The sequence below is a fragment of the Acutalibacter sp. JLR.KK004 genome (assembly GCF_036941085.1).
Taxonomy (GTDB): Bacteria; Bacillota; Clostridia; order Oscillospirales; family Acutalibacteraceae; genus Acutalibacter.
On the sequence record NZ_JAYMNQ010000003.1, the window covers coordinates 162,427 to 182,978 of the forward strand.

Genomic DNA, 20,552 nt, shown 5'->3' on the forward strand with positions numbered 1-20,552 from the left:
TTTGGTATTCCAGGCACACATCGACTGTGCTATGATTGGCTCATCAAGAAAGGACAGGTGATTTTCCGATGAAAAAATTTACCTTTGAAGAACTGTACGCGCAACAAAAAATTGTAGGCGATGTTGCCAAGGACCGTGACAAGTTCGCCGACATCGTGGACGCGGTCGGTATTGACTCCAGCCTCCTCAAAGGTGGGAGCGAGGATGCGGACACGAATCTGCCGAGCAAACTCCCCTGGCGGCTCCCGGAGGAATGCGGCCCGTTCTTAGTTTGGGCGCTGGACAACTACACGTCCAGCGACTTCAAGGCCCTGCGGAAAGCCAACTTCTATGATGTCTCGCTGGAAACGACCAGGAAGCTCATCGATTGGTTTAGCTCCATCTTGACCGGGTTAGGGTTCAGCAGCTACACCGTGGAGAAGCAACGGCGGAAAATGTCAGCGCGGATGCACTACACTGTTCGGAGCAGCCGCAGTGAAGTGGAGAACGCTCTTGATGGCTTGTCCAAGCTCCTCGACAAGTATGATGCGGCCTGCTTGGGAATGAGGAAGGACGAGTTAGCCTACTTCCACGGCTTTATCAATGCGCGGGTCAAGGAGCTGACAAGCTACATCGATGAGGTCTATGAGAACTATGTTGACATCCGACAGGATGAACTGTCCGACTTGGCATGGGACGAAGCCGCAGCCATGGACGAGCGGGAGGCAATGGAACACATCAATGAAACACTGATCCTGGGTGATGCACTGGAGAAGGATGCTCAATACCAGAAGCTGAATGCCGAGCGGGAACGCCTGTTGAATGGCAACGACTTCGTAAAAAATGTGGAAAAACGGTTTGCCCGCATTGTGGAAAAGATGGATGCCATCCGCCGCCAGCACGAGATGCGGCTATTCGGTCATGAACTTCCCGAGGAGGACATAAGTTTGCCTGCTCTGAGGTCCCCCGCAGATATTCTCCGAGAGGCTATCCAGACGGTCGAAGAGAATAGGGCAAGCCGTGAACAGTGGGAGAAAGAGCGGGCTCAAATCACCCCAGAAGAGAAGGCCCAAATGAAGGAGTTCTATGAACGGTTTTGCCGGGAGCATGGATTCGACCCGAATCCGTTTGTAACAGGCGATGTGGACACTGATGATGAAGATTGATAAGGGGGTATCACCATAGCAATTTACAAAACGGCTGTCCCGTACTATAATTGGAGTCAGAGCAGGCTGCGGAGACGCATCCAAGTGGATGGGCCGCGCCGATACCGTATTCCGAAAATAGGGGGTGTGTCGATGGCTAATCTCACTTCGTTTCGTGACGTGGTGAACGACAGATTTTATGACCTGATCTATCAGGCCCTCTCCGCTCATGTGGAGGACGGGCCGGAGGGTCTGGAGTGCTACTCCAGCATGGTTCCAGACCCGACCGAGGCGCGGCTGGATGATATGCGCATCAAGTTTCTGGACATCACCGGGACGGTCAGCAACGAGCTACAGTTCGATGCAGTGGTGGAGGCGGACATTGAGATCACCGGGGGCGACCGCCATAATGTGGAGTCCGACCTTGCCGGTCAGTGGTTCCGGGTGGCCTGCTCCTGTGACATCGACAATGGGATCAAAAACCTCCGAATCCACGGTTTCACCATCTACCGGCGGAGCAGTAATAAAAAGCCAGGGCAGCTCTCAGATTATCTGGTGCCCATCATCTACAAAGACCAACTGGACGCAGTTGCCACAAACTTCCTTCAGCAGTATTATCCAGAGGCCCTCGCCGCGCCCACTTCCATTGATGTGGAAATTCTGACAGAGCGCATGGGCCTCACTGTCCGGCAGGAGCATCTGACCAAGAACAACTCCCTGTTTGGGCAGGTGTTCTTTGCGGACAGCATCGTGCCCTGCTATGACCCCCATGTAGGGAAGTACAAGGAGGTTCCCGTGGAGGAGGGCACGATCCTCGTTGACCCTAATGTGTTTTTCATGTACACCTACGGCACCTACCGCAGTACCGTTGTCCACGAGTGTGTCCACTGGTCCCTGCACCGCCGCTTTTTTGAGCTGGAAAAGCTGTATAACCCGGAGGCCAAGTCTATCCAGTGTCAGGTACAGGAAGGCAGCAGAGATGAGAAAAAGCGTACTCCTTTGGAGTGGATGGAGTGGCAGGCCAACTCGATCACCCCCCGCATCCTCATGCCAGCCGCACAGACCAGGGCGAAGATGGAGGAACTGCTCCCCTCGCTAATTTCCCAAAACAAGGGTGCCAGCAGCGCAGACATAATGGAGCGGCTCATCATCGCCCTTGCGGATTTCTTTGACGTGTCCAAGCAGATGGCGAAAATCCGCATGATCGACCTGGGCTACACAGAGGCCATCGGTGTCCTCAACTACAAGGGTAGGGGCTACATCCAGAGCTACGTCACCAGAGGCCCTGGCAAAGACCTGACCTATGATGTGGAGCCAGCGGACATCGCCATATCCTTTGCAGTCAACCAGGAATTCCGCAAAATGATGGAGTCGGGCCGGTATGTCTATGTGGACTCCCACCTCGTCCTCAACCACTCGAAGTACATAGACAACTCCTATGGCATCGCGTTTATGACCGAGTATGCCCGGAGCCATATGGACGAATGCTGTCTGACTTTCAAAATCACCCATCGAAAGCGAAAGGACTACGGCGCATCCTACTACACCGAGTGCGGCCTGTTCCGGCAGGCTCTTGAGGAGGATGTAGCCGAGGCCGCATATGAGCATAATGCGTTTAATCGGGCTGTCGATGATGCCGCCTCCCACACCCAGGAGTTCAAAACATATGTGGAGCAGACCTCCAGCATCATGGGCGAGTTGCCCAGCCGATTCTCGCCGACTCTGGCCTATCACATGAAGAAGCGGAATCTATCAAGCAGCAAGCTGGCAGAACGCAGCCTCATCAACGAGGATGTGATTCGCCGATACAAAAATGGCACTGCTAAAAACAACCCTGATATCCGCACCGTTCTTGCCATGTGTGTGGGCCTTCAACTTCCGCCGCCGCTTTGCTATGATATGGCGCGGAAGGCTAAGTACGACTTCTCCTCTGGGGAGATCGAGGACATTGCGTTTCAGACCATCATCTGCTCCATGACCCAGAACAGCATCTACGAGTGCAATGAGATGCTCACCAGCCTCGGATTCAAGCCGTTGTCCAAAATTACATGATTTTTTTCGAGCCATCCGACTTTCAAAGTCGGATGGCTCGTCCCTTGTACCAGGCCGTTTTCCAAGGTTCCGACCCTGTTCGGAGCCTTGGGAAACGGCCTTTTTTGCGTTAAATCCGACTTTGCGAGTCGGGACGCAGCCCCCTCTGGTGGGCTATCATTAAGCCATGAGGTGGCCACTCATACAGCCACCGCCCGCCCGACCGGGTGGCGGCGGCATCAACCATCAACCTAACGGGATGCACCCGAATGTATGAAAGGATATGTAAAATGCAGCAAGTTTTCATCTGTTCCCCGTACCGCGGGGACATCGAGCACAACGTCAAGGTCGCCAGGGATGCTGGGCGCATCGCAGCTAAGACCGGCTACGTCCCCGTCATTCCCCACCTGGTCTATCCGCAGTTCCTCAACGATGACCTGCCGGACGAGCGCATCCTCGGCATCAAGCTGGGGGCCGAGCTGCTGAAGTCCAGCGACATGATGTGGCTCATCGGCACCAAGGTCACCAAGGGCATGAAGTACGAGCTGGAGATCGCCAAGAAGATGCGCATCCCCATCCGCTGCTACGATGAGAGGCTGGACCGCATCACCCCGGACACGCTGTCCATCGATGACCGGGTGGATGCCGAGTTCCTCGCCGAGCTGAAGGGCGCGACCCTCGTCTAAAGAAAGGATATCACACATGGATAAGAAAGTCTACAGCCAATTGGCTGAAGGCTTCGAGCTGCTGGCGGCTGGCTACCGCTCCCTGGCTGAACAGGGAGCGGAGGCCACCCCCGAAGCGGCCCCGGAGCCGACCAAGAAGATCACCATCGAGCAGGTCCGCGCCGTCATGTCCGCCAAGAGCGATGAGGGCAAGACCGCCCAGGTCAAGGCCCTATTGATGAAGTATGACGCTGGCAAGCTGTCTGGCGTCAAGCCGGAGGACTACGCCGACCTCCTCCGAGAAGTGGAGGCGCTCTGATGCCTTCCACTCATGCGAGATTTTCCCCCTCGGCAGCAAACCGCCGCCTGCACTGCCCTCCCTCCCTGATGCTGGAGGAGCAGTTCCAGGATGAGGAGAGCGCCTATGCCGCCGAGGGCACCGCTGGCCACGCGATGGCCGAACATCTCATCAAGAAGTACCTCAAGCAGCGCACCCGCCGCCCCGTGTCCGACTACTACTCGGACGAGCTGCTGGAGGCCGTGGACGAGTACGTTTCCTTCGTCCAGGGCGAGATTGAGGAGGCGCGGCGGGTCTGCAAAGACCCCGTATTCACCGTGGAGCAGAGGGTCGATGCCTCCGAGTATGTGGAGGGCTGTTTCGGCACCGCCGACATGGTCATCGTGACTGACTCCTACATCCACATCATCGACCTTAAGCTGGGCAGGGGTGTGCAGGTGGATGCCGAGCGCAACCCCCAGCTTATGATCTACGGCCTGGGCGTTCTCAGCAAGGCCGAGCTGCTCTACGACCCCAAGGTGGTGCGGCTGACCATCTTCCAGCCCAGGCTCGACCATTGCTCCACCTGGGAGATTGACCCGGCAGAGCTGAAGCAGTGGGGCGAGGATGTCCTCCGCCCCACCGGGGCGATGGCCCTCATGGGAGCCGGGGAGTTCGCAGCCGGGAGCTGGTGCCGGTTCTGCAAGGCCCGAAACCAGTGCCGCGCCAGGGCCGAGGAGTTCCTCAAGCTGGCCCAGATGGAGTTCCGCCAGCCTGCCCTGCTGGACGATGAGGAGGTCGCCGAAGTCCTCCGCCGCTCGGACGAGCTGGCGAAGTGGGCGGCAGACGTGTATGCCTTCGCCCAGGACGAGGCCATCATCCACGGAAAGCAGTGGCCCGGCTTCAAGATCGTCGAGGGCCGCTCCGTTCGGAAGTACAGTTCCGAGGCGGAGGTCATCGCTGCGGCCCAGGCCAGCGGCTACACCGACATTTTCAAGAAAACGCTCATCGGCATTGGCGACATGGAGCGGCTCATGGGCAAGGAGGAGTTCCAGCGGGTCCTTGGCTCCCTGGTCTACAAGCCCCAGGGCAAGTTGACCCTCGTCCCCGATTCCGACAAGCGCAACGCCATCAACAATACGACCGCAACTGCGGAATTTCAGGAGGTTTAATCATGGCTGCTATCAATCCGACCAAGGTCATCATTCCCTGCCGCATCAGCTACGCCCACCTGTTCGAGCCGACCAGCGTGAACGGCTCCGACCCCAAGTATGGGGCCTCGCTGATTGTGTCCAAGAAGGACGCCAAGACCATCACCGCCATCCAGAAGGCCATCGAGCAGGCCAAGAAGGACTCCGTGGGCAAGTGGGGCGGCAAGATTCCCCCCAACCTCAAGACCCCGCTCCGGGACGGCGACACCGACCGGCCCGATGACGAGGCGTATGCCGGGTGCTACTTCCTCAACGCCAACAGCCGTCAGGCCCCCCAGGTGGTGGACCGCAAGGTCCAGCCCATCATCGACCAGAGCGAGGTGTACTCCGGCTGCTACTGCAACGTGAGCGTCACCTTCTACGGCTACAACTCCAACGGGAACCGCGGCATCGCCGCTGGCCTGGGCAATGTCCAGTTCGTGAAGGACGGCGAGGCCCTCGGCGGTCGCTCCAAGGCCAGCGATGACTTCGAGGCCATGGCGGACGAGGACGAGGATTTCCTCTCCTGACAAACACACGACACTCGGCGAGAGGGGTGGAGGGCCTCCACCCCTCCTTGCCATATCAGGAGGCAAGTATGAGCCTGTTAGCAATCGACATCGAAACCTTTTCTGATGTGGACCTTCCGAAGTGCGGAGTGTACGCCTATTCGGATTCCCCCAGATTTGAAATCCTCCTCTTTGCCTATGCCTTTGACGATGAGCCGACCCAGGTGGTCGATCTTGCCCGCGGGGAGCAGCTCCCCGACCGGGTGCTGGCGGCTCTGGAGGATGAGAGTGTCACCAAGACAGCCTTCAACGCCGCGTTCGAGCGGACGTGTATTTCCCGCTACTTAGGGCGGCAGCTCTCTCCGGCCTCTTGGCAGTGTACCGCCGTCCAATCGGCGATGCTGGCCCTCCCCCTCACCCTGGACGGGGTGGGCGAGGTGTTGAGCATCAAGCGGAAAAAGCTGAAGGAGGGTGTATCCCTTCTGCGCTACTTCTCTATGCCCTGCAAGCCCACCAAGGCCAATGGGGGCCGCACCCGGAACCGCCCGGAGGATGCCCCGGAGCTGTGGGAGCGGTTCAAAGCCTACTGCATCCGGGATGTGGATGCCGAGCGGGAGATTCGCCAGAAGATGCACAACTATCCCATCCCTGACAGCGAGATGGAACTGTACCGTTTAGACCAGGAGATCAACGACAGGGGCATCATGGTCGACCAGCGGCTTGCTGCCCAGGCTGTACGCTGTGACGCCGAGTTCAAGGCGAGGGCTACCACCCAGGCCCAGCAGCTCACCGGGCTTTCCAACCCCAACTCACTGGCCCAGGTGAAGGGCTGGCTGGCGGAGCGGGGGATTGAGGTGGACAGCCTCGACAAAAAGGCCATCAAGGGCCTTCTCCCCCAGGCCACTGGCGAGGTGCGGCAGATGCTGGAACTGCGGCTCCTGCTGGGAAAGACCTCTGTGAAGAAGTACGAGGCCATCCAGCGGTCAGTCTGCTCTGATGGCAGAGTTCACGGGCTGCTCCAGTTTTATGGTGCCAACCGCACAGGCCGCTGGGCCGGGCGGCTGGTGCAGGTGCAAAACCTCCCACAGAACCACATTCCTGACCTGGCCCTGGCCCGGAGCCTGGTCAAGCGGGGCGAGTTCGACCAGGTGGAGATGCTCTACGACTCCACCCCCGGAGTCCTCTCGGAGCTGATCCGCACCGCCTTCGTCCCCAAGCCTGGGTGCCGCTTCATCGTGGCGGACTTCGCCGCAATCGAGGCAAGGGTGCTGGCCTGGTTCTCTGGGGAGCAGTGGCGGCTGGACACCTTCCAGCAGGGTGGCGATATTTACTGCGCCTCGGCCAGCAAGATGTTCCACGTCCCTGTGGAAAAACATGGGCAGAACGCCCATCTCCGGCAGAAGGGCAAAATCGCGGAACTGGCCCTCGGCTACGGCGGCAGCGTAGGTGCGCTCACCTCCATGGGCGCTCTGGACATGGGGCTGGCCGAGGAGGAGCTTCAGCCACTGGTGGATCAGTGGCGGGGAGCCAACCCCCACATAGTGAAATTCTGGTGGGACGTGGATGCCTCGGCGATGAAGGCTTTCCGGGCCAAGACCGAGGTGCGCTTGGGCGCACTGTGCTTCTCCTGCCGTTCTGGGATGATGTTTATTACCCTCCCCTCCGGGCGGCGGCTCTCCTATGTCAAGCCCCGGCTGATGCCTAACCGCTTCAATCGGGAGAGCCTCACCTATGAGGGTGTGGGTGAGAACAAGAAGTGGTCGCGCATCGAGACCTACGGCCCCAAGCTGACCGAGAACATCGTACAGGCTACCTCGCGCGACCTGTTGGCCCTCGCCATGCTCCGCCTGCGGAACGCCGGATTCGAGATCGTCATGCACATCCATGACGAGGCCGTGGTGGAGGTGCCGGAGGGTGTGTCCTCCGTGGATGAGATTTGCCGCATCATGTCCGAGGCTCCGGCCTGGGCCACTGGCCTCCCGCTCCGGGCGGACGGATATGAGTGCGAGTTCTATAAGAAAGACTGAGGTGTTTTGATATGGATGAACTTGTGAAAATCAATTACAGCGGCGGCGACCGCCCCACCGTCAGTGGTCGGGAGCTGCACGATGCACTGCAAATTCGGACACCCTATAAAGACTGGTTTCCCCGGATGTGTGAGTACGGTTTTGTAGAAGGCACCGATTTCAACCCGCTCAATTTTGCGCAGGTTCGCACTGAGGGCGGGCGAACTGTGACTCGAACGATCCTTGACCACCAGCTCACCATCAATATGGCGAAGGAGCTGTGCATGATCCAGCGCAGCGACATCGGGAAGCGGGTGCGGCAGTATTTCCTCCAAGTGGAGGCCGCGTGGAACAGCCCGGACGCGATCATGGCGCGGGCTTTGCAGTTCGCCAATGACCGTCTGGCTCTGCTGACCCGGCAGAACACCGAGCTGACCGGCACCATCGCTGTCCAGAGCCAGCAGATTGCGGAGTTGCAGCCCAAGGCCAGCTACTACGACCTGGTACTGAACTGCAAGGACCTCATTTCAACCTCCGCCATCGCCAAAGACTACGGCAAGTCGGCGGTCTGGATGAACCGCTGGCTCCATGAGAAGGGTGTGCAGTTCAAGCAGGGTGACATCTGGCTCCTCTACCAGAGGTACGCCGAGAAGGGCTATACCAGCACCAAGACCCACAGCTATTTCGGCACCGATGGAGAGCCGCACACCAAGGTTCATACCTACTGGACGCAGAAGGGCCGTTTGTTCATCTACGGCCTGATGAAGGAGGACGGCATCCTGCCGCTGATCGAGAAAGGGGCTTGATTATGGGTATCAGCAGATACAACTCCGAGGGGTACGCAGACCCCACCGCATACGAGGCCATCCGCAACATTGAGTCCTTCCGAGTGGACCATCCCAATGGCTACATCGAGGTCAACGTGGAGACCTTCTTCCCCTGCACGAACACCAAGGCCAAGAAGCTGTTCCGGCTCGTCCGGGCCTACTGCTCCGAGGCCCAGCAGGAGGAGCTGCTGGCGGCTTTGGTCCGCAAGGCCAAGTCCTGCTTGGCGGAGGCCATGAGCATGGAGGGGTCCCTGGACGAGCTGCCGTGTGACCCGAAGGAGTACCAGGAGCGGCTTCGGCGGTTCAAGGCCCTGACCCGGCAGCACACACAGCTCACCCGGAACATCCGTGACCTGACAGCGGGGAGGTAGCTATGAAAATCAAGGTTTCTATCGGCAACAGCCGGATGGACAAAAAATGGAGGCTGTCGGAAATGGAGCTGGACGAGTTCCGCGACCGCATCTTCCAGACCAAGGTGACCGCCGAGACATTGGCGGAGTTCAAGAAGATGCCCAAGGCCCAGCAGGATGCCATCAAGGACATCGGCGGCTTTGTCCTCGGCACTCTGAAGGGGGGCCGCAGGAAGAAGGACTGTGTGTTGACCCGCTCGGCCCTGTCGCTGGACATGGACTACGCCTCCCCGGAGGTCATCGAGCAGGTGGAGATGTTCTTCTCCTTCCGCTGCTACTTCTACTCCACCCACAAGCACACCCCAGAGGCCCCCCGGCTCCGGCTCATCATCCCCTTGTCCCGCGAGGTCGGGCCGGACGAGTACATGGCGGTGGCCCGGAAGGTGGCGGAGGAGATCGGCATCGAGCAGTTCGATGACACCACCTACGAGCCGAGCCGCCTGATGTACTGGCCCTCCACCTCCTCGGACGGCGAGTTCGTGTGTAAGGAGATCGATGGCGACATCCTCGACCCGGACACCATTCTGGCGAAGTACACCGATTGGCGGAACACGGCGGAGTGGCCTGTCTCCCGCCGCCAGCAGGTCATCGTGCAGCGGGAAATCAAGAAGCAGGCCGACCCGCTGACCAAGGCAGGGATGGTCGGGGCCTTCTGCCGCGCCTACTCCATCACCGCAGCCATCGACACCTTCCTCCCGGACGTCTACAAGCACAGCTCCATGCCGGGGCGGTACGACTACATCCCCGCCGACTCCCATGCTGGCGTGGTCATTTACGATGACTGCTTTGCCTACAGCCACCATGCCACCGACCCGGCCTGTGGTCGATTGCTGAACGCCTTTGACGTGGTGCGGCTGCACAAGTTCGGCGCACTGGACGGCAAGGCCGACCCGGACGATCCCCCCTCCAAGCTGCCCTCCTTCCAGGCCATGCAGGACTTCGCCGTCCAGGACACCCAGGTGAAGCTCCAGCTTGCCAAGGAGCGGCAGGCTGTGGCGGAGTCCGAGTTCTCCGCCCAGACCGGGGACGATTGGCAGACCGAGCTGGAGCTGGACAAGCGGGGCCGGGTGAAGGATACCCTCACCAACATCGCCGCCATCGTCCGCAACGATCCCAACCTCCAGAATATCGTCTACAACGAGTTCAAGGGCATGGTTGATGTGATTGGGCCGCTGCCCTGGAAGCAGGTGCGTCCCGGATGGAATGACGCCGACCTTGCCAACGCCAAGCTGTACTTCGAGCGGGTCTATGGCGTGTGGTCGCCCTCCAAGTTCAAGGACGCTCTGCTGGCGGTGGTGTCCGCCGAGCGGCTCTACCACCCGGTAAAGGAATATCTGAACGGCCTGACCTGGGACGGCACCGAGCGGCTGGACACCCTGCTGGTAGAGTACATGGGTGCCGAGGACACGGCCTATGTCCGGGCCGTGACCAGGAAAACTCTGTGCGCGGCGGTAGCGAGGATTTATGAGCCGGGTATCAAGTTCGACTCCATGCTCGTCCTCAACGGCCCCCAGGGTATGGGCAAGTCCACCTTCTACGCCCTGCTGGGCCGGGAGTGGTTCTCCGACTCCCTCTCCATTGCTGATATGCGGGACAAGACCGCAGCCGAGAAGCTCCAGGGCTACTGGATTCTGGAGATTGCCGAGATGAACGGCATCAAGAAGGTGGATGTGGAAACGGTCAAGTCCTTTCTCAGCCGGTCGGATGATAAGTTCCGGCAGGCATATGGCACCGTGGTGGAGAGCCATCCGCGCACCAATATCATTGTAGGCTCCAGCAATGCTGACCGGGGCTTTCTCCGGGATGTGACCGGCAACCGGCGGTTCTGGCCCGTCAATGTCACTGGTCTGGGGGCCAAACATCCATGGGAGCTGACGGAGGTCGACCAAGTGTGGGCCGAGGCTCTGGAGCGGTACCGGGCCGGGGAGGAGCTGTACCTCAAGGGCGATGTGGCGGAGGAGGCTTACCAGGCCCAGCAGGATGCCATGGAGACCGATGACCGCGAGGGGTTGGTGGAGCAGTATCTGGAATGCCTTCTCCCGGAGAATTGGGCCAGCATGGACCTCTACCAGCGCAGGAGCTACCTGGGCGGAGGTGAGTTCTCCGGCTCCGCTGCCACCGGCACTGTGCGCCGGGAGCGGGTGTGCTGCATGGAGATTTGGTGTGAGTGTTTCGGCAAGGAGCGCGAGAACATCAAGCGGACGGACTCCTACGAGATCGAGGGCATCCTCCGTAAGCTGGGTGGCTGGACCGTCTCCACCGCAAACAAATACAGCAAGACCCGGTTCCCTCTGTATGGGCCTCAGAAAACGTTCGTGCGGGAGTAAAAAACGTTCTTAGCGAAATCAGCTTAACGGTAGTTACAAACGCAGAAACAGGGAGAAACCCTGTGTTCGCAAGAGGCATGGTGCTTTCTGTTTCTGTGTTTCTACCTTTTCCCTATTGGGTATTGGTAAATATAAAAGAATAGGCCAAAACACGCCTATATGCGCGTATAGGGGTTTTGAGGCCAAAAAACGCATTTTGGAACAGGAGGCCGGAAACAGTGAGGGAAAGTGCCATAGAGCGAAGGCTCGTCACCGAGGCAGTTAAGCGTGGGGGGCTGGCACCCAAATTCGTGTCACCCGGTTTGGATGGGGTGCCCGACCGCCTCCTGCTGTTCCCTGGTGGTAAATTAGCCTTCGTGGAGGTCAAGGCTCCTGGGGAAAAGCCCCGGCCCCTCCAGCGCAGACGCATCGAGCAGCTTACCGCTCTGGGCTTCCGGGTGTACGTCCTGGACAGCAAAGAGCAGATTGGAGAGATTATGGATGAAGTACAAGCCTTATGATTATCAGACCTTCGCCACGAACTTCGTGCTGGAGCATCCGGCCTGCGGCCTGATCCTCGATATGGGCCTGGGCAAGAGCGTCATCACGCTGACCGCCCTCTGGTCTCTGCTCCTGGACAGCTTCGATGTGGGCAAGGTACTGGTGGTGGCCCCCAAGCGAGTGGCGGAGAACACCTGGCCCACCGAGCTGAAAAAGTGGGAGCATCTGGACGGCCTCACCTGGTCGCTGGTGCTGGGCAGCGAGAAGGACCGCCGAGCCGCCCTCCAGTGCAGGGCGAAGATTTACATCATCAACCGGGAGAATGTCGCTTGGCTCGTTGACAACTATCGCTGGGATTTCGACACACTGGTCATTGATGAGCTGTCCTCCTTCAAGAGCAGCAAGGCACAGCGGTTCCGGGCTTTAAAAAGGGTGCGGCCCCGTATCAGCCGGGTCATCGGCCTGACCGGGACCCCGCAACCCAACGGCCTCCTCGACCTGTGGCCCCAGATGTACCTTTTGGACATGGGCCAGCGGCTTGGGCGGTTCGTGGGCGGATACCGGGAGCGGTTCTTCCTGCCGGATAAGCGCAACCGCGAGGTCATCTACAGCTATAAGCCCAAGGATGGCGCGGAGGAGAAGGTCTACGAGCTGATCTCCGACATCTGCATCTCCATGAAGGCCGCTGACTTCCTCGATATGCCGGACCTGGTCAGCAGCCAAGTCGAGGTAAAGATGAGCACCAAGGAGCGGAAGCTCTACGAGGATTTCGAGCGGGATATGGTTCTCCATCTGAAGGACGGCGATCTGGACGCTGTGAACGCCGCCGCCCTCTCCGGCAAGCTGGTGCAGATGGCGAATGGCGCGGTCTATGGTGAAAACCGCAAAGTCCACCATATCCACGACCGAAAGCTGGATGCCTTGGAGGACATCATCGAGGCGGCAAACGGCAAGCCGCTCCTGGTGGCATATTGGTACAAGCACGACTTGGAGCGCATCCGCCAGCGGTTCGAAGTCCGCACCATCGACACCCCGAAGGACATCGCCGATTGGAATGAGGGTAAAATCCCTGTCGCCCTCATCCATCCCGCCTCTGCCGGACACGGCCTCAACCTCCAGGACGGCGGTTCCACCATCGTATGGTTTGGCCTCACCTGGTCGCTGGAGCTCTATCAGCAGTTGAACGCTCGACTCTGGCGGCAGGGCCAGAAACACACTGTGGTCATCCAGCACATCGTGGCGGCGGGGACCCATGACGAGGACATCATGAATGCGCTGGAGAAAAAGGACATGAGCCAGACCGCTCTGATTGCTGCGGTCAAGGCCCGGATTGGAGGTGTCACATGAGTGAACGAGTGGAAAGGATGATCAAAGAGTACCCCAGTATGGTCATGGAGCGGGACTGCCTTCGGCACCAACTCGCCAACTTTCAAGGGATCACCGAGGAGGAGGTCATTGACTCCATGACCTTCTCCTCCCCGGAGGGGGAGCGCGTTCAGACCAGCAACATCACGGATAAAACGGCCTCCATCGCCATTTCCTTCCGTGACCGGGTCCACCGCATCAACCGGGATTGGATCGACCACCTGACCGTCAAGCTGCTGGCCTTGGAGGAGGAGATAGACTTTTTCCATTCGGCGATTCGGGCCATATCCCCGGAGCTGGCTCCGTTGATGTGGGATTTGACCGTGGAGCGGCTCACCTGGGATGTTGTGGAGGCAAAGCACCATGTGTGCCGGGCCACCATCGGAAAATATCGAAAAAAGGCCATCTGCGAGTTGGATGCACTCTACGCCGCCCATGACAAGGAGATGGCGGACTACATACTGCGATAGGAGGCAGCAGAAATGTGTAAAAGAGGGGACATTTACTTTGTGAACTGCGGATGCGACACCAGCAGCTCCTTGCAGTGCGGTGTGCGCCCGGTTTTGGTAGTGAGCAACGATGTGGCGAACGCCCACTCCCCCGTGGTGACTGTGGTGCCGCTGACTGGCCAGCTTCGGAAGAAGCGGTCGCTGCCGACCCATGTGCTGATCCCCTGCTCCAAGCGGCACGGCCTCACACAGCCCAGCGTGGCCCTGGCGGAGCAGGTGACCGCCATCGACAAAAGCAAGCTGGTGGAGCGCCGGGGCCACATCAAGGATCACGGCATCATGGCGAGGGTCACCAAGGCTCTCCAAATCCAGATCGGGGCTGTGGACAAAGTTTATTAACTTGCTGACAGGGCCAAGCCTATGGTATACTGGTTCCGGCGAAAGCCTCGCTGCTACGGGCTTTTGCAAATAAAGCAGGAGGTATCATCATGGAAGCAGCAGTATTTGAACAGACTCATCCACCTACTGGAAAAATTCAGTACAAAGACAGTACATACGAGATCGTGTCAAAAGTCGCATACCTAATAGGTGTTCCATTTCGGATATTTGAGAATGAACACGAGTCGCCGCAAATGGCTGTCTATCAAAAGCTGGCGCAGGATAAAAACGCCAGAATTATCAGAAATTTATGTATCGTCCGAACTGACATCGAGCGAAACTTTAAAAAAATAAATGACAAAATGCGGATGGATTTGAAATCGATTATTTCTCTGCCGGAATATGTGTCGGCCTCTGCCATAAACGAATTGACGGCAGACGGCATCAACTTCATTAAAAAATCAAGCACGATGCTCTCTGGCCATATTGTGGAGATCAACCGCATTATTTCAGACCGCATCAACAATTGCAAACATCTTTTCCCGCTTTGGCTGGATTGGCAGTATGTGCGTGATCTTTTCATCATGCCGAACGGTCTGAGCGAGAAGGATACCAAGGATGCCGCAGTGGTGTATTATGAGAGCCTCTCATTTTACCCATATCAGATGTATATCAACTGGATTCCCCAAGATGAAGGGAACATTCTGTATAATGACAAAAAGTTCGTGACCCTCCTCTATCAGTGGCATAATGATGAGTTTACCGAGTACAGCAAGGTGTCCGATGCCGGTAGCTACGTCAAGGGAAACATCTACGACTACATTGCCGATAGCGAACAGGTGGTCGTGGTGGTCGATTGCGAGAATTCCGACCCCTACAAACTGAGTGCCACCCTTCGGCGGCTGAACCGTGAATACCTGGATAAAATCAAGACCATCATCCTCTTTGATGATGTCCACACCGCATCAGCTTGGAGCATCCTGGAGAAGTTCACCAGTATTCCTGTGGAACACATCACTATCGAGCGGATCAAGCAGAATAAGTCGCTGGTGGACATCAGGCTGACGGCGAGGGCCTGTCAGGAGCACTACGAGAATAAAATCGACTCCTTCATTATCGTTTCCAGCGATTCCGACTATTGGGGCCTTATATCCTCGCTGCCGAGGGCGCGGTTCCTGGTTATGATCGAACGGGAAAAGTGTGGTCCCGACATGAAAGCGGCATTGACGGATTCCGGGATTTTCTACTGCTACCTGGATGACTTCTATTCCGGCGATTCGGAAGAACTGAAGATGAACGCCCTGTTCCGGGAGATGCGCATCTACATGGAACAAGCTGTGAAGTTGAATGTCAACGCCATGCTGGACGATGCGCTCCGGGTCACCCGGATCACGATGCCCTACTCGGAAAGAAAGCAATTCTATGACAAATACATCAAAACGCTCCAGCTTGTAATCAATGAAGCCGGGGATGTGTCCTTGGCAATCAAGGTCAAATGACAGAAAGAGAGGGTGCGCGACATGAGGATGTTATTCTGTAAAATTTCCTGCATGAAGTATTACAAGGGCCACTGCGATGCCGATGTCCCCCTAAATGGGGGAAAGTATGTCCAGGAGCATGGATATGGGCATGAGGAGTTCAATTTCCTGCCCAGGCTCATAGAGGGCGAAGCGGAAGAAGAATGTCTGGGCTTTGTGGAGCCGAAATCGAACCGAGGCCGGAGAAACACGTTCCATATCGAGAACATCGAGGGCTGTGCCGCTCTTGCAAACGAGCCTTTTGTGGAGGATGTGCTTGTGGTTTGGTGCGCTACCCGGCAGCAGAAGGATACCACCGTTGTGGGCTGGTATAAACACGCTATTGTCTGGCGCGACCTGCAACCTTTGATAGTCGAGTTTGAAGACGGAACGGAGGAGGATCGCGGTTTTAATATCCGGGCCAAAGCCTCAGACTGCGTCCTGCTCCCAGAGGGTGAGCGCAACCGGGCTAAATGGGCTATCCCTTCTGCAAAGTACACGCGCTCCTATGGATTTGGTCAGTCAATGGTGTGGTATCCCACTGAGGAGGAGGCCAAGCCGTATCTGGCTCGACTGATCGACAGCATCAACACCTACCAAGAGGAGAACTGGCTCCGCCGCTTTCCCCCAGAGGAGTGACCGCATACTAAGTGCATACTGACTTTTCATTTCTCCTGTGCTATGATTAAAATCGCAAAGACTGTAGGGACCCGGAGGCGACTGCCTCTTGGGTCCTTTTTCTTTGCCGGACGCGGCTTCCATCCTTTCCCCGCGTCCGTACATAGGAAAGGAGCGTGTGTTTCATGAACCGACAGAACACGGACGGTGGTGGCTGACCATGCCGCGCCGACCCAACACCCCGTGCAAGCACCCCGGCTGTGGTCGGCTGGTCCCCTACGGTGAGGCGTACTGCGAGGAGCATCGACCGCTCCACGCGCACGACACCAAGACCACCACCGAGAAGGGATACGGTCGCCGCTGGCAGAAGGCCCGCACAGCTTTCCTCCATGCGCACCCCTTGTGCGCTCGGTGTCAAACGAAGGGCCAACTGGTCAAGGCCACTGTGGTCGACCACATCATTCCCCACCGCGGTGACCCCGAACTGTTCTGGGACACTGACAACTGGCAGCCGCTGTGCAAGCGATGCCACGACCAAAAGACTATGACGGAAGATCGCTACCAGGAGTTTCGGTACTGAGCCGTGGCCCCCAGGGGCGGTCCAAATCTCTACGGCCCTCCCCCTGCTGACCGGGGCGCCCTCTTTTGTGTTTTTTCGCAAAATTCGCCAGGGGGGACACCCCCGGAGCCGGGGCCGGAGTGGGCCAATCCCCTCCGCACCATAGGTTTTCGCAAAATGAGCTGACCGCCGTTTTGCGAAAAAGTTCACCAATACTGCCGCTTGGGATGAAGTTTTACCTCTCCCCGGCGGCATTTTTCTTGCGCCAAGAAAGGATACCACAGCCATGACGGAATATCAGGAGAGTCAGATTCGCGGGCTGCGGATGCGGGGCGCGGGCTACAAGGCCATCGCCTCTGCTACCGGGCTTTCCCGCGACATCGTGCGCAACTACTGCAAGAGCCACGGCCTGGACGGGCTGGCTACTGTGTTCACCATGAACATGAAGGAACAGATCGAGAAGGGCCTCGCCTGCGCTGGGTGCGGCAGGCCGCTGGAGCAGCCGCGCACCGGCAGGCGGCGGCGGTTCTGCTCAGATCAATGCAGACGACACTGGTGGGCAGCTCACCCGGAGCAGAGCGTACACAGTGCCGAGGCCACCTACCACGGTACCTGCGCCTACTGCGGACAGCCCTTTCAGTCCTACGGAAACCAGACCAGAAAATATTGCAGCCATGAGTGCTACATCCACGACCGCTTCTGGAGAGCGGAGGAAGGTCGGGAGCCGTATGTCTCTCCCCGGCTGCGTCAGGAGGATTCGGCATGAGTGAAATGCAATGGCAAACGCTCCCGCTCGGTCAACTGCGCCCCGCGGCCTACAACCCCCGGAAGGCGCTCAAGCCCAGCGATAAGGAGTATCAGAAGATTAAAAACTCCATCCAGGAGTTCGGCTATGTGGAGCCAATCATCGTCAACTACGACATGACGGTCATCGGGGGCCACCAACGGCTGACCGTATTGAAGGACCTCGGCTATACCGAGGCGCAGTGCGTTGTCCTCCACATCGAGGACGAGGCCAAGGTGAAGGCACTGAACATCGCCCTCAACAAAATCTCCGGCGAGTGGAACGAGCAGCTCCTCGCCGACCTGCTGGTGGATTTGCAGGACGCACAGTTCAACCTCGACCTCACCGGCTTCGAGGCCCCGGAGATCGACCAGCTTTTCTCCAAGCTCCACAACAAGGACATCGAGGAGGACAACTTCGATGTGGAGGAGGAGCTGAAGAATCCGGCGTTCTCCCAGGCTGGGGACATCTGGACGCTGGGCCGTCACAGGGTCATCTGCGGCGACTCCACCCTCCCGGAGACCTTCAAGCTGCTCATGGAGGGCAAACGGGCTAACCTCGTTTTGACGGACCCGCCCTACAACGTGAATGTGGAGGAAACGGCTGGCAAGATCAAAAATGACAATATGCCGGATGCCGACTTCTATAACTTCCTGTTCTGCGCTTTCGTGAACATGGAGCAGAACATGGAGCAGGATGCCTCCATCTACGTGTTCCACGCCGACACCCAAGGGCTGACCTTCCGGCGGGCCTTCGCCGATGCCGGGTTCAACCTCTCCGGCTGCTGTATCTGGAAGAAGAACGCCCTGGTTCTGGGCCGCTCTCCCTACCAGTGGCAGCACGAGCCGTGTCTGTTCGGCTGGAAGAAGGGCGGCAAGCACCTGTGGTACTCTGACCGCAAGCAGACCACCATCTGGGAGTACGACAGGCCCAAGGCCAGCAAGGATCACCCCACCATGAAACCCATTGCTCTGATGGCCTACCCCATCAAAAACTCCACCATGACCAATTGCATCGTCCTCGATCCGTTCCTTGGCTCCGGCTCCACGCTGATCGCCTGCCAGGAAACCGGGCGCATCTGCTATGGGGTGGAATTGGACGAGAAGTTTATGGATGTTATCGTCAAGCGGTATATCGAGCAGGTCGGCTCCTCTGATGGGGTGTCGGTGCTGCGGAACGGTGCCACCTACACCTACGATGAGCTGGTGGGTGAAGAAATCCCGCTGTTCTGAGGAGGGCCGCATGGAGCAGAAAAACTCTCTGACCCTCGGTAGCCTGTTTGACGGCTCCGGGGGCTTTCCATTGGGTGGGCTGCTGGCTGGCATCACCCCGATCTGGGCCTCGGAAATCGAACCGTTCCCCATCCGGGTGACTACCCGCCGCTTTCCCGGCATGAAGCACTATGGGGATGTGTCCCAGATGGATGGTGGGAAGGTCGAGCCTGTGGACATCATCACCTTTGGCTCCCCCTGCACCGACATGAGCATAGCTGGCAAAAGGGCTGGGCTGGATGGCGCTCAGTCCTCGCTGTTTTACCAGGCCATCCGAATCGTCAAAGAAATGAGGTGTGCGACTAATGGACGATACCCCCGCTGGATATGCTGGGAGAATGTTGTCGGGGCCTTTAGCTCAAACCAGGGCCTCGACTTTAAAGCCGTCCTCGATGCGGTCATCGGGGTCATCGAACCGGGGGCCGAGGTGCCTATGCCTGAGAAAGACCGCTGGCCCTACGCCGACATTTACATGGGAGAGCGATGGAGCGTTGCGTACCGCACTTTCGATGCGCAACATTGGGGAGTCCCCCAGCGAAGACGCAGGGTCTACCTTGTCGCAGATTTTGCAGCCCGTGGTGCCGGAAGGGTACTATTTGAGTCCGAAGGCTTGTCGGGGTATTCTGCGGAGGGCTTCCGCTCGTGGCAAAGAGCTGCCAGAGGTTCTCCGGCTGGCTCTGGAGCGGCAGGCGGAATCTGCCTGAACGACCAAGGCGGCACCCGCATGGACATATCGGTCGATGTGGCTGGTACGCTTCGCGCTCAGATGGATGGGCACCCACCCTGCATCGTAGAGCAGAATGGTGTGGTCTTTGAAAACCACAGCCAGGACACCCGGTATGTGGGGCCTCTGGACACGGCACCGACTGTGTCCGCCACCTACGGCACCGGGGGCAACAACCAGCCCTTCGTGGTCGGCGAGGCACCCACCCCCAAGACGCTGAAGATTCGCTCCGGCTGCGAGGGCGGCGGCAAGGGCGCACTCATCCAGGAGGACAAATCCGCCACCATCTCCTGCAACAATGACCAGACTGTGTTTGTCCCCTGCCAGGACGCAGACGCGGCGGTTCGGGCTTTCAGCATCGGTGCCGCTTTCAGTGCCGGGATGCTTTCGGAAAACCCCCATGCCGGTATCTATGAGGCAGACACCTCCCGGACACTCGACCAGGGCGGCGGCAATCCGGCCTGTAACCAGGGTGGTATCGCCGTGGTGGGAGGGCCAACCTACGCCATGACTCCTTGCACCTTTACTCAGATAGACAAGGAGAAGGCCCCCACTCTGAACGCACGGGACTACAAAGACCCTACCTTTGTCAACAGCGGCTACTATGTGAGAAGGCTTACCCCGACCGAATGCGCCAGGTTGCAAGGGTTCCCGGATTGGTGGTGTGCTGGCTTGGAAACGCCGGAGCCGACCGAAGCCGACATCGAGTCCTGGTCTGCCATCTGGGAAACACACCGAAAGCTGGTCAGCGGCTCCCCACGGCCCAAGAGCCGGAACCAGATCGTCAAGTGGCTGAAGGCCCCCCACTCCGATTCCGCAGAATATAAAATGTGGGGGAACGGGGTCGCCTTGCCGAATGTGTTCTTTGTCCTGGCGGGCATTGTGTGGAGTACACAGTTTGGCACAGAGTAATTTGTCACAGTTATGGTGGGAAACAACTTGCTATTCCGGGCCAGTAGAGCGAATATGGGACTACAATAAAACAAGGGGGTTTCCACCATGACAATCAACTACAACGTGACCGGCACCGAGCGCAAGCGC

20 protein-coding genes are annotated in these 20,552 nt (G+C 58.3%); all 20 read left to right on the plus strand.

Annotated elements, in window-relative coordinates; translation table 11 throughout:
- Positions 1 to 68 precede the first annotated feature (68 nt).
- The 20 genes from VSQ30_RS18535 to VSQ30_RS18630 all read left to right on the plus strand — a co-directional run bounded on the left by VSQ30_RS18535 (position 69) and on the right by VSQ30_RS18630 (position 20,423).
- Positions 69 to 1,145, plus strand: a complete 1,077-nt coding sequence (locus VSQ30_RS18535) for a hypothetical protein (protein ID WP_334466348.1) — start codon at positions 69 to 71, stop codon at positions 1,143 to 1,145.
- A 132-nt stretch (positions 1,146 to 1,277) separates the two neighbouring features.
- Entirely contained in the window at positions 1,278 to 3,176 is a 1,899-nt protein-coding gene (locus VSQ30_RS18540) for a helix-turn-helix transcriptional regulator (RefSeq protein WP_334466350.1), read from the plus strand.
- Positions 3,177 to 3,445: 269 nt separating this feature from the next.
- Positions 3,446 to 3,841 (plus strand): DUF7768 domain-containing protein, encoded by a 396-nt coding sequence (locus tag VSQ30_RS18545; RefSeq protein WP_334466352.1) that lies wholly within the window; start codon positions 3,446 to 3,448, stop codon positions 3,839 to 3,841.
- A gap of 16 nt (positions 3,842 to 3,857) precedes the next feature.
- Positions 3,858 to 4,139 carry a DNA ligase gene (locus VSQ30_RS18550; RefSeq protein WP_334466354.1) on the plus strand — a complete coding sequence of 94 codons (282 nt, stop codon included), beginning with the start codon at positions 3,858 to 3,860 and terminating at the stop codon, positions 4,137 to 4,139.
- Positions 4,139 to 5,269, plus strand: coding sequence for a DUF2800 domain-containing protein (locus tag VSQ30_RS18555; RefSeq protein WP_334466356.1), 1,131 nt, complete (start codon positions 4,139 to 4,141; stop codon positions 5,267 to 5,269). The genes VSQ30_RS18550 and VSQ30_RS18555 overlap by 1 nt, the downstream gene beginning before the upstream one ends.
- A gap of 2 nt (positions 5,270 to 5,271) precedes the next feature.
- A complete protein-coding gene (locus VSQ30_RS18560; protein ID WP_334466357.1) occupies positions 5,272 to 5,817 on the plus strand; it encodes a DUF2815 family protein in 546 nt (181 codons plus the stop codon).
- A 68-nt stretch (positions 5,818 to 5,885) separates the two neighbouring features.
- Positions 5,886 to 7,823 (plus strand): DNA polymerase, encoded by a 1,938-nt coding sequence (locus tag VSQ30_RS18565; protein WP_334466360.1) that lies wholly within the window; start codon positions 5,886 to 5,888, stop codon positions 7,821 to 7,823.
- A gap of 11 nt (positions 7,824 to 7,834) precedes the next feature.
- A complete protein-coding gene (locus VSQ30_RS18570; RefSeq protein WP_334466362.1) occupies positions 7,835 to 8,608 on the plus strand; it encodes a phage antirepressor KilAC domain-containing protein in 774 nt (257 codons plus the stop codon).
- Positions 8,609 to 8,610: 2 nt separating this feature from the next.
- On the plus strand, positions 8,611 to 9,000 hold the full coding sequence (locus VSQ30_RS18575) for a hypothetical protein (RefSeq protein WP_334466365.1): 390 nt from the start codon (positions 8,611 to 8,613) through the stop codon (positions 8,998 to 9,000).
- Between the two features lie 8 nt (positions 9,001 to 9,008).
- Positions 9,009 to 11,366 (plus strand): virulence-associated E family protein, encoded by a 2,358-nt coding sequence (locus VSQ30_RS18580; protein ID WP_502876331.1) that lies wholly within the window; start codon positions 9,009 to 9,011, stop codon positions 11,364 to 11,366.
- Positions 11,367 to 11,584: 218 nt separating this feature from the next.
- Entirely contained in the window at positions 11,585 to 11,866 is a 282-nt protein-coding gene (locus VSQ30_RS18585) for a VRR-NUC domain-containing protein (RefSeq protein WP_334466371.1), read from the plus strand.
- Entirely contained in the window at positions 11,847 to 13,193 is a 1,347-nt protein-coding gene (locus VSQ30_RS18590; protein WP_334466374.1) for an SNF2-related protein, read from the plus strand. The genes VSQ30_RS18585 and VSQ30_RS18590 overlap by 20 nt, the downstream gene beginning before the upstream one ends.
- Positions 13,190 to 13,681 carry a hypothetical protein gene (locus VSQ30_RS18595; RefSeq protein WP_334466377.1) on the plus strand — a complete coding sequence of 164 codons (492 nt, stop codon included), beginning with the start codon at positions 13,190 to 13,192 and terminating at the stop codon, positions 13,679 to 13,681. Before VSQ30_RS18590 ends, VSQ30_RS18595 begins: the two co-directional genes overlap by 4 nt.
- 12 nt (positions 13,682 to 13,693) lie before the next feature.
- Positions 13,694 to 14,059 (plus strand): type II toxin-antitoxin system PemK/MazF family toxin, encoded by a 366-nt coding sequence (locus VSQ30_RS18600; protein ID WP_334466379.1) that lies wholly within the window; start codon positions 13,694 to 13,696, stop codon positions 14,057 to 14,059.
- An 89-nt stretch (positions 14,060 to 14,148) separates the two neighbouring features.
- Positions 14,149 to 15,537, plus strand: a complete 1,389-nt coding sequence (locus VSQ30_RS18605; protein ID WP_334466382.1) for an NYN domain-containing protein — start codon at positions 14,149 to 14,151, stop codon at positions 15,535 to 15,537.
- 21 nt (positions 15,538 to 15,558) lie between these two features.
- On the plus strand, positions 15,559 to 16,194 hold the full coding sequence (locus VSQ30_RS18610; RefSeq protein WP_334466386.1) for a hypothetical protein: 636 nt from the start codon (positions 15,559 to 15,561) through the stop codon (positions 16,192 to 16,194).
- 199 nt (positions 16,195 to 16,393) lie between these two features.
- Positions 16,394 to 16,753 carry an HNH endonuclease gene (locus VSQ30_RS18615; RefSeq protein ID WP_334467000.1) on the plus strand — a complete coding sequence of 120 codons (360 nt, stop codon included), beginning with the start codon at positions 16,394 to 16,396 and terminating at the stop codon, positions 16,751 to 16,753.
- 265 nt (positions 16,754 to 17,018) lie between these two features.
- The gene (locus VSQ30_RS18620; RefSeq protein ID WP_334466389.1) at positions 17,019 to 17,498 is read left to right on the plus strand and encodes an RNA polymerase subunit sigma-70; all 480 of its coding nucleotides are present in this window, start codon (positions 17,019 to 17,021) and stop codon (positions 17,496 to 17,498) included.
- A 5-nt stretch (positions 17,499 to 17,503) separates the two neighbouring features.
- Positions 17,504 to 18,748, plus strand: a complete 1,245-nt coding sequence (locus VSQ30_RS18625; RefSeq protein WP_334467003.1) for a site-specific DNA-methyltransferase — start codon at positions 17,504 to 17,506, stop codon at positions 18,746 to 18,748.
- A gap of 10 nt (positions 18,749 to 18,758) precedes the next feature.
- A complete protein-coding gene (locus VSQ30_RS18630; protein WP_334466392.1) occupies positions 18,759 to 20,423 on the plus strand; it encodes a DNA cytosine methyltransferase in 1,665 nt (554 codons plus the stop codon).
- The last annotated feature ends 129 nt before the right edge of the window (positions 20,424 to 20,552 follow it).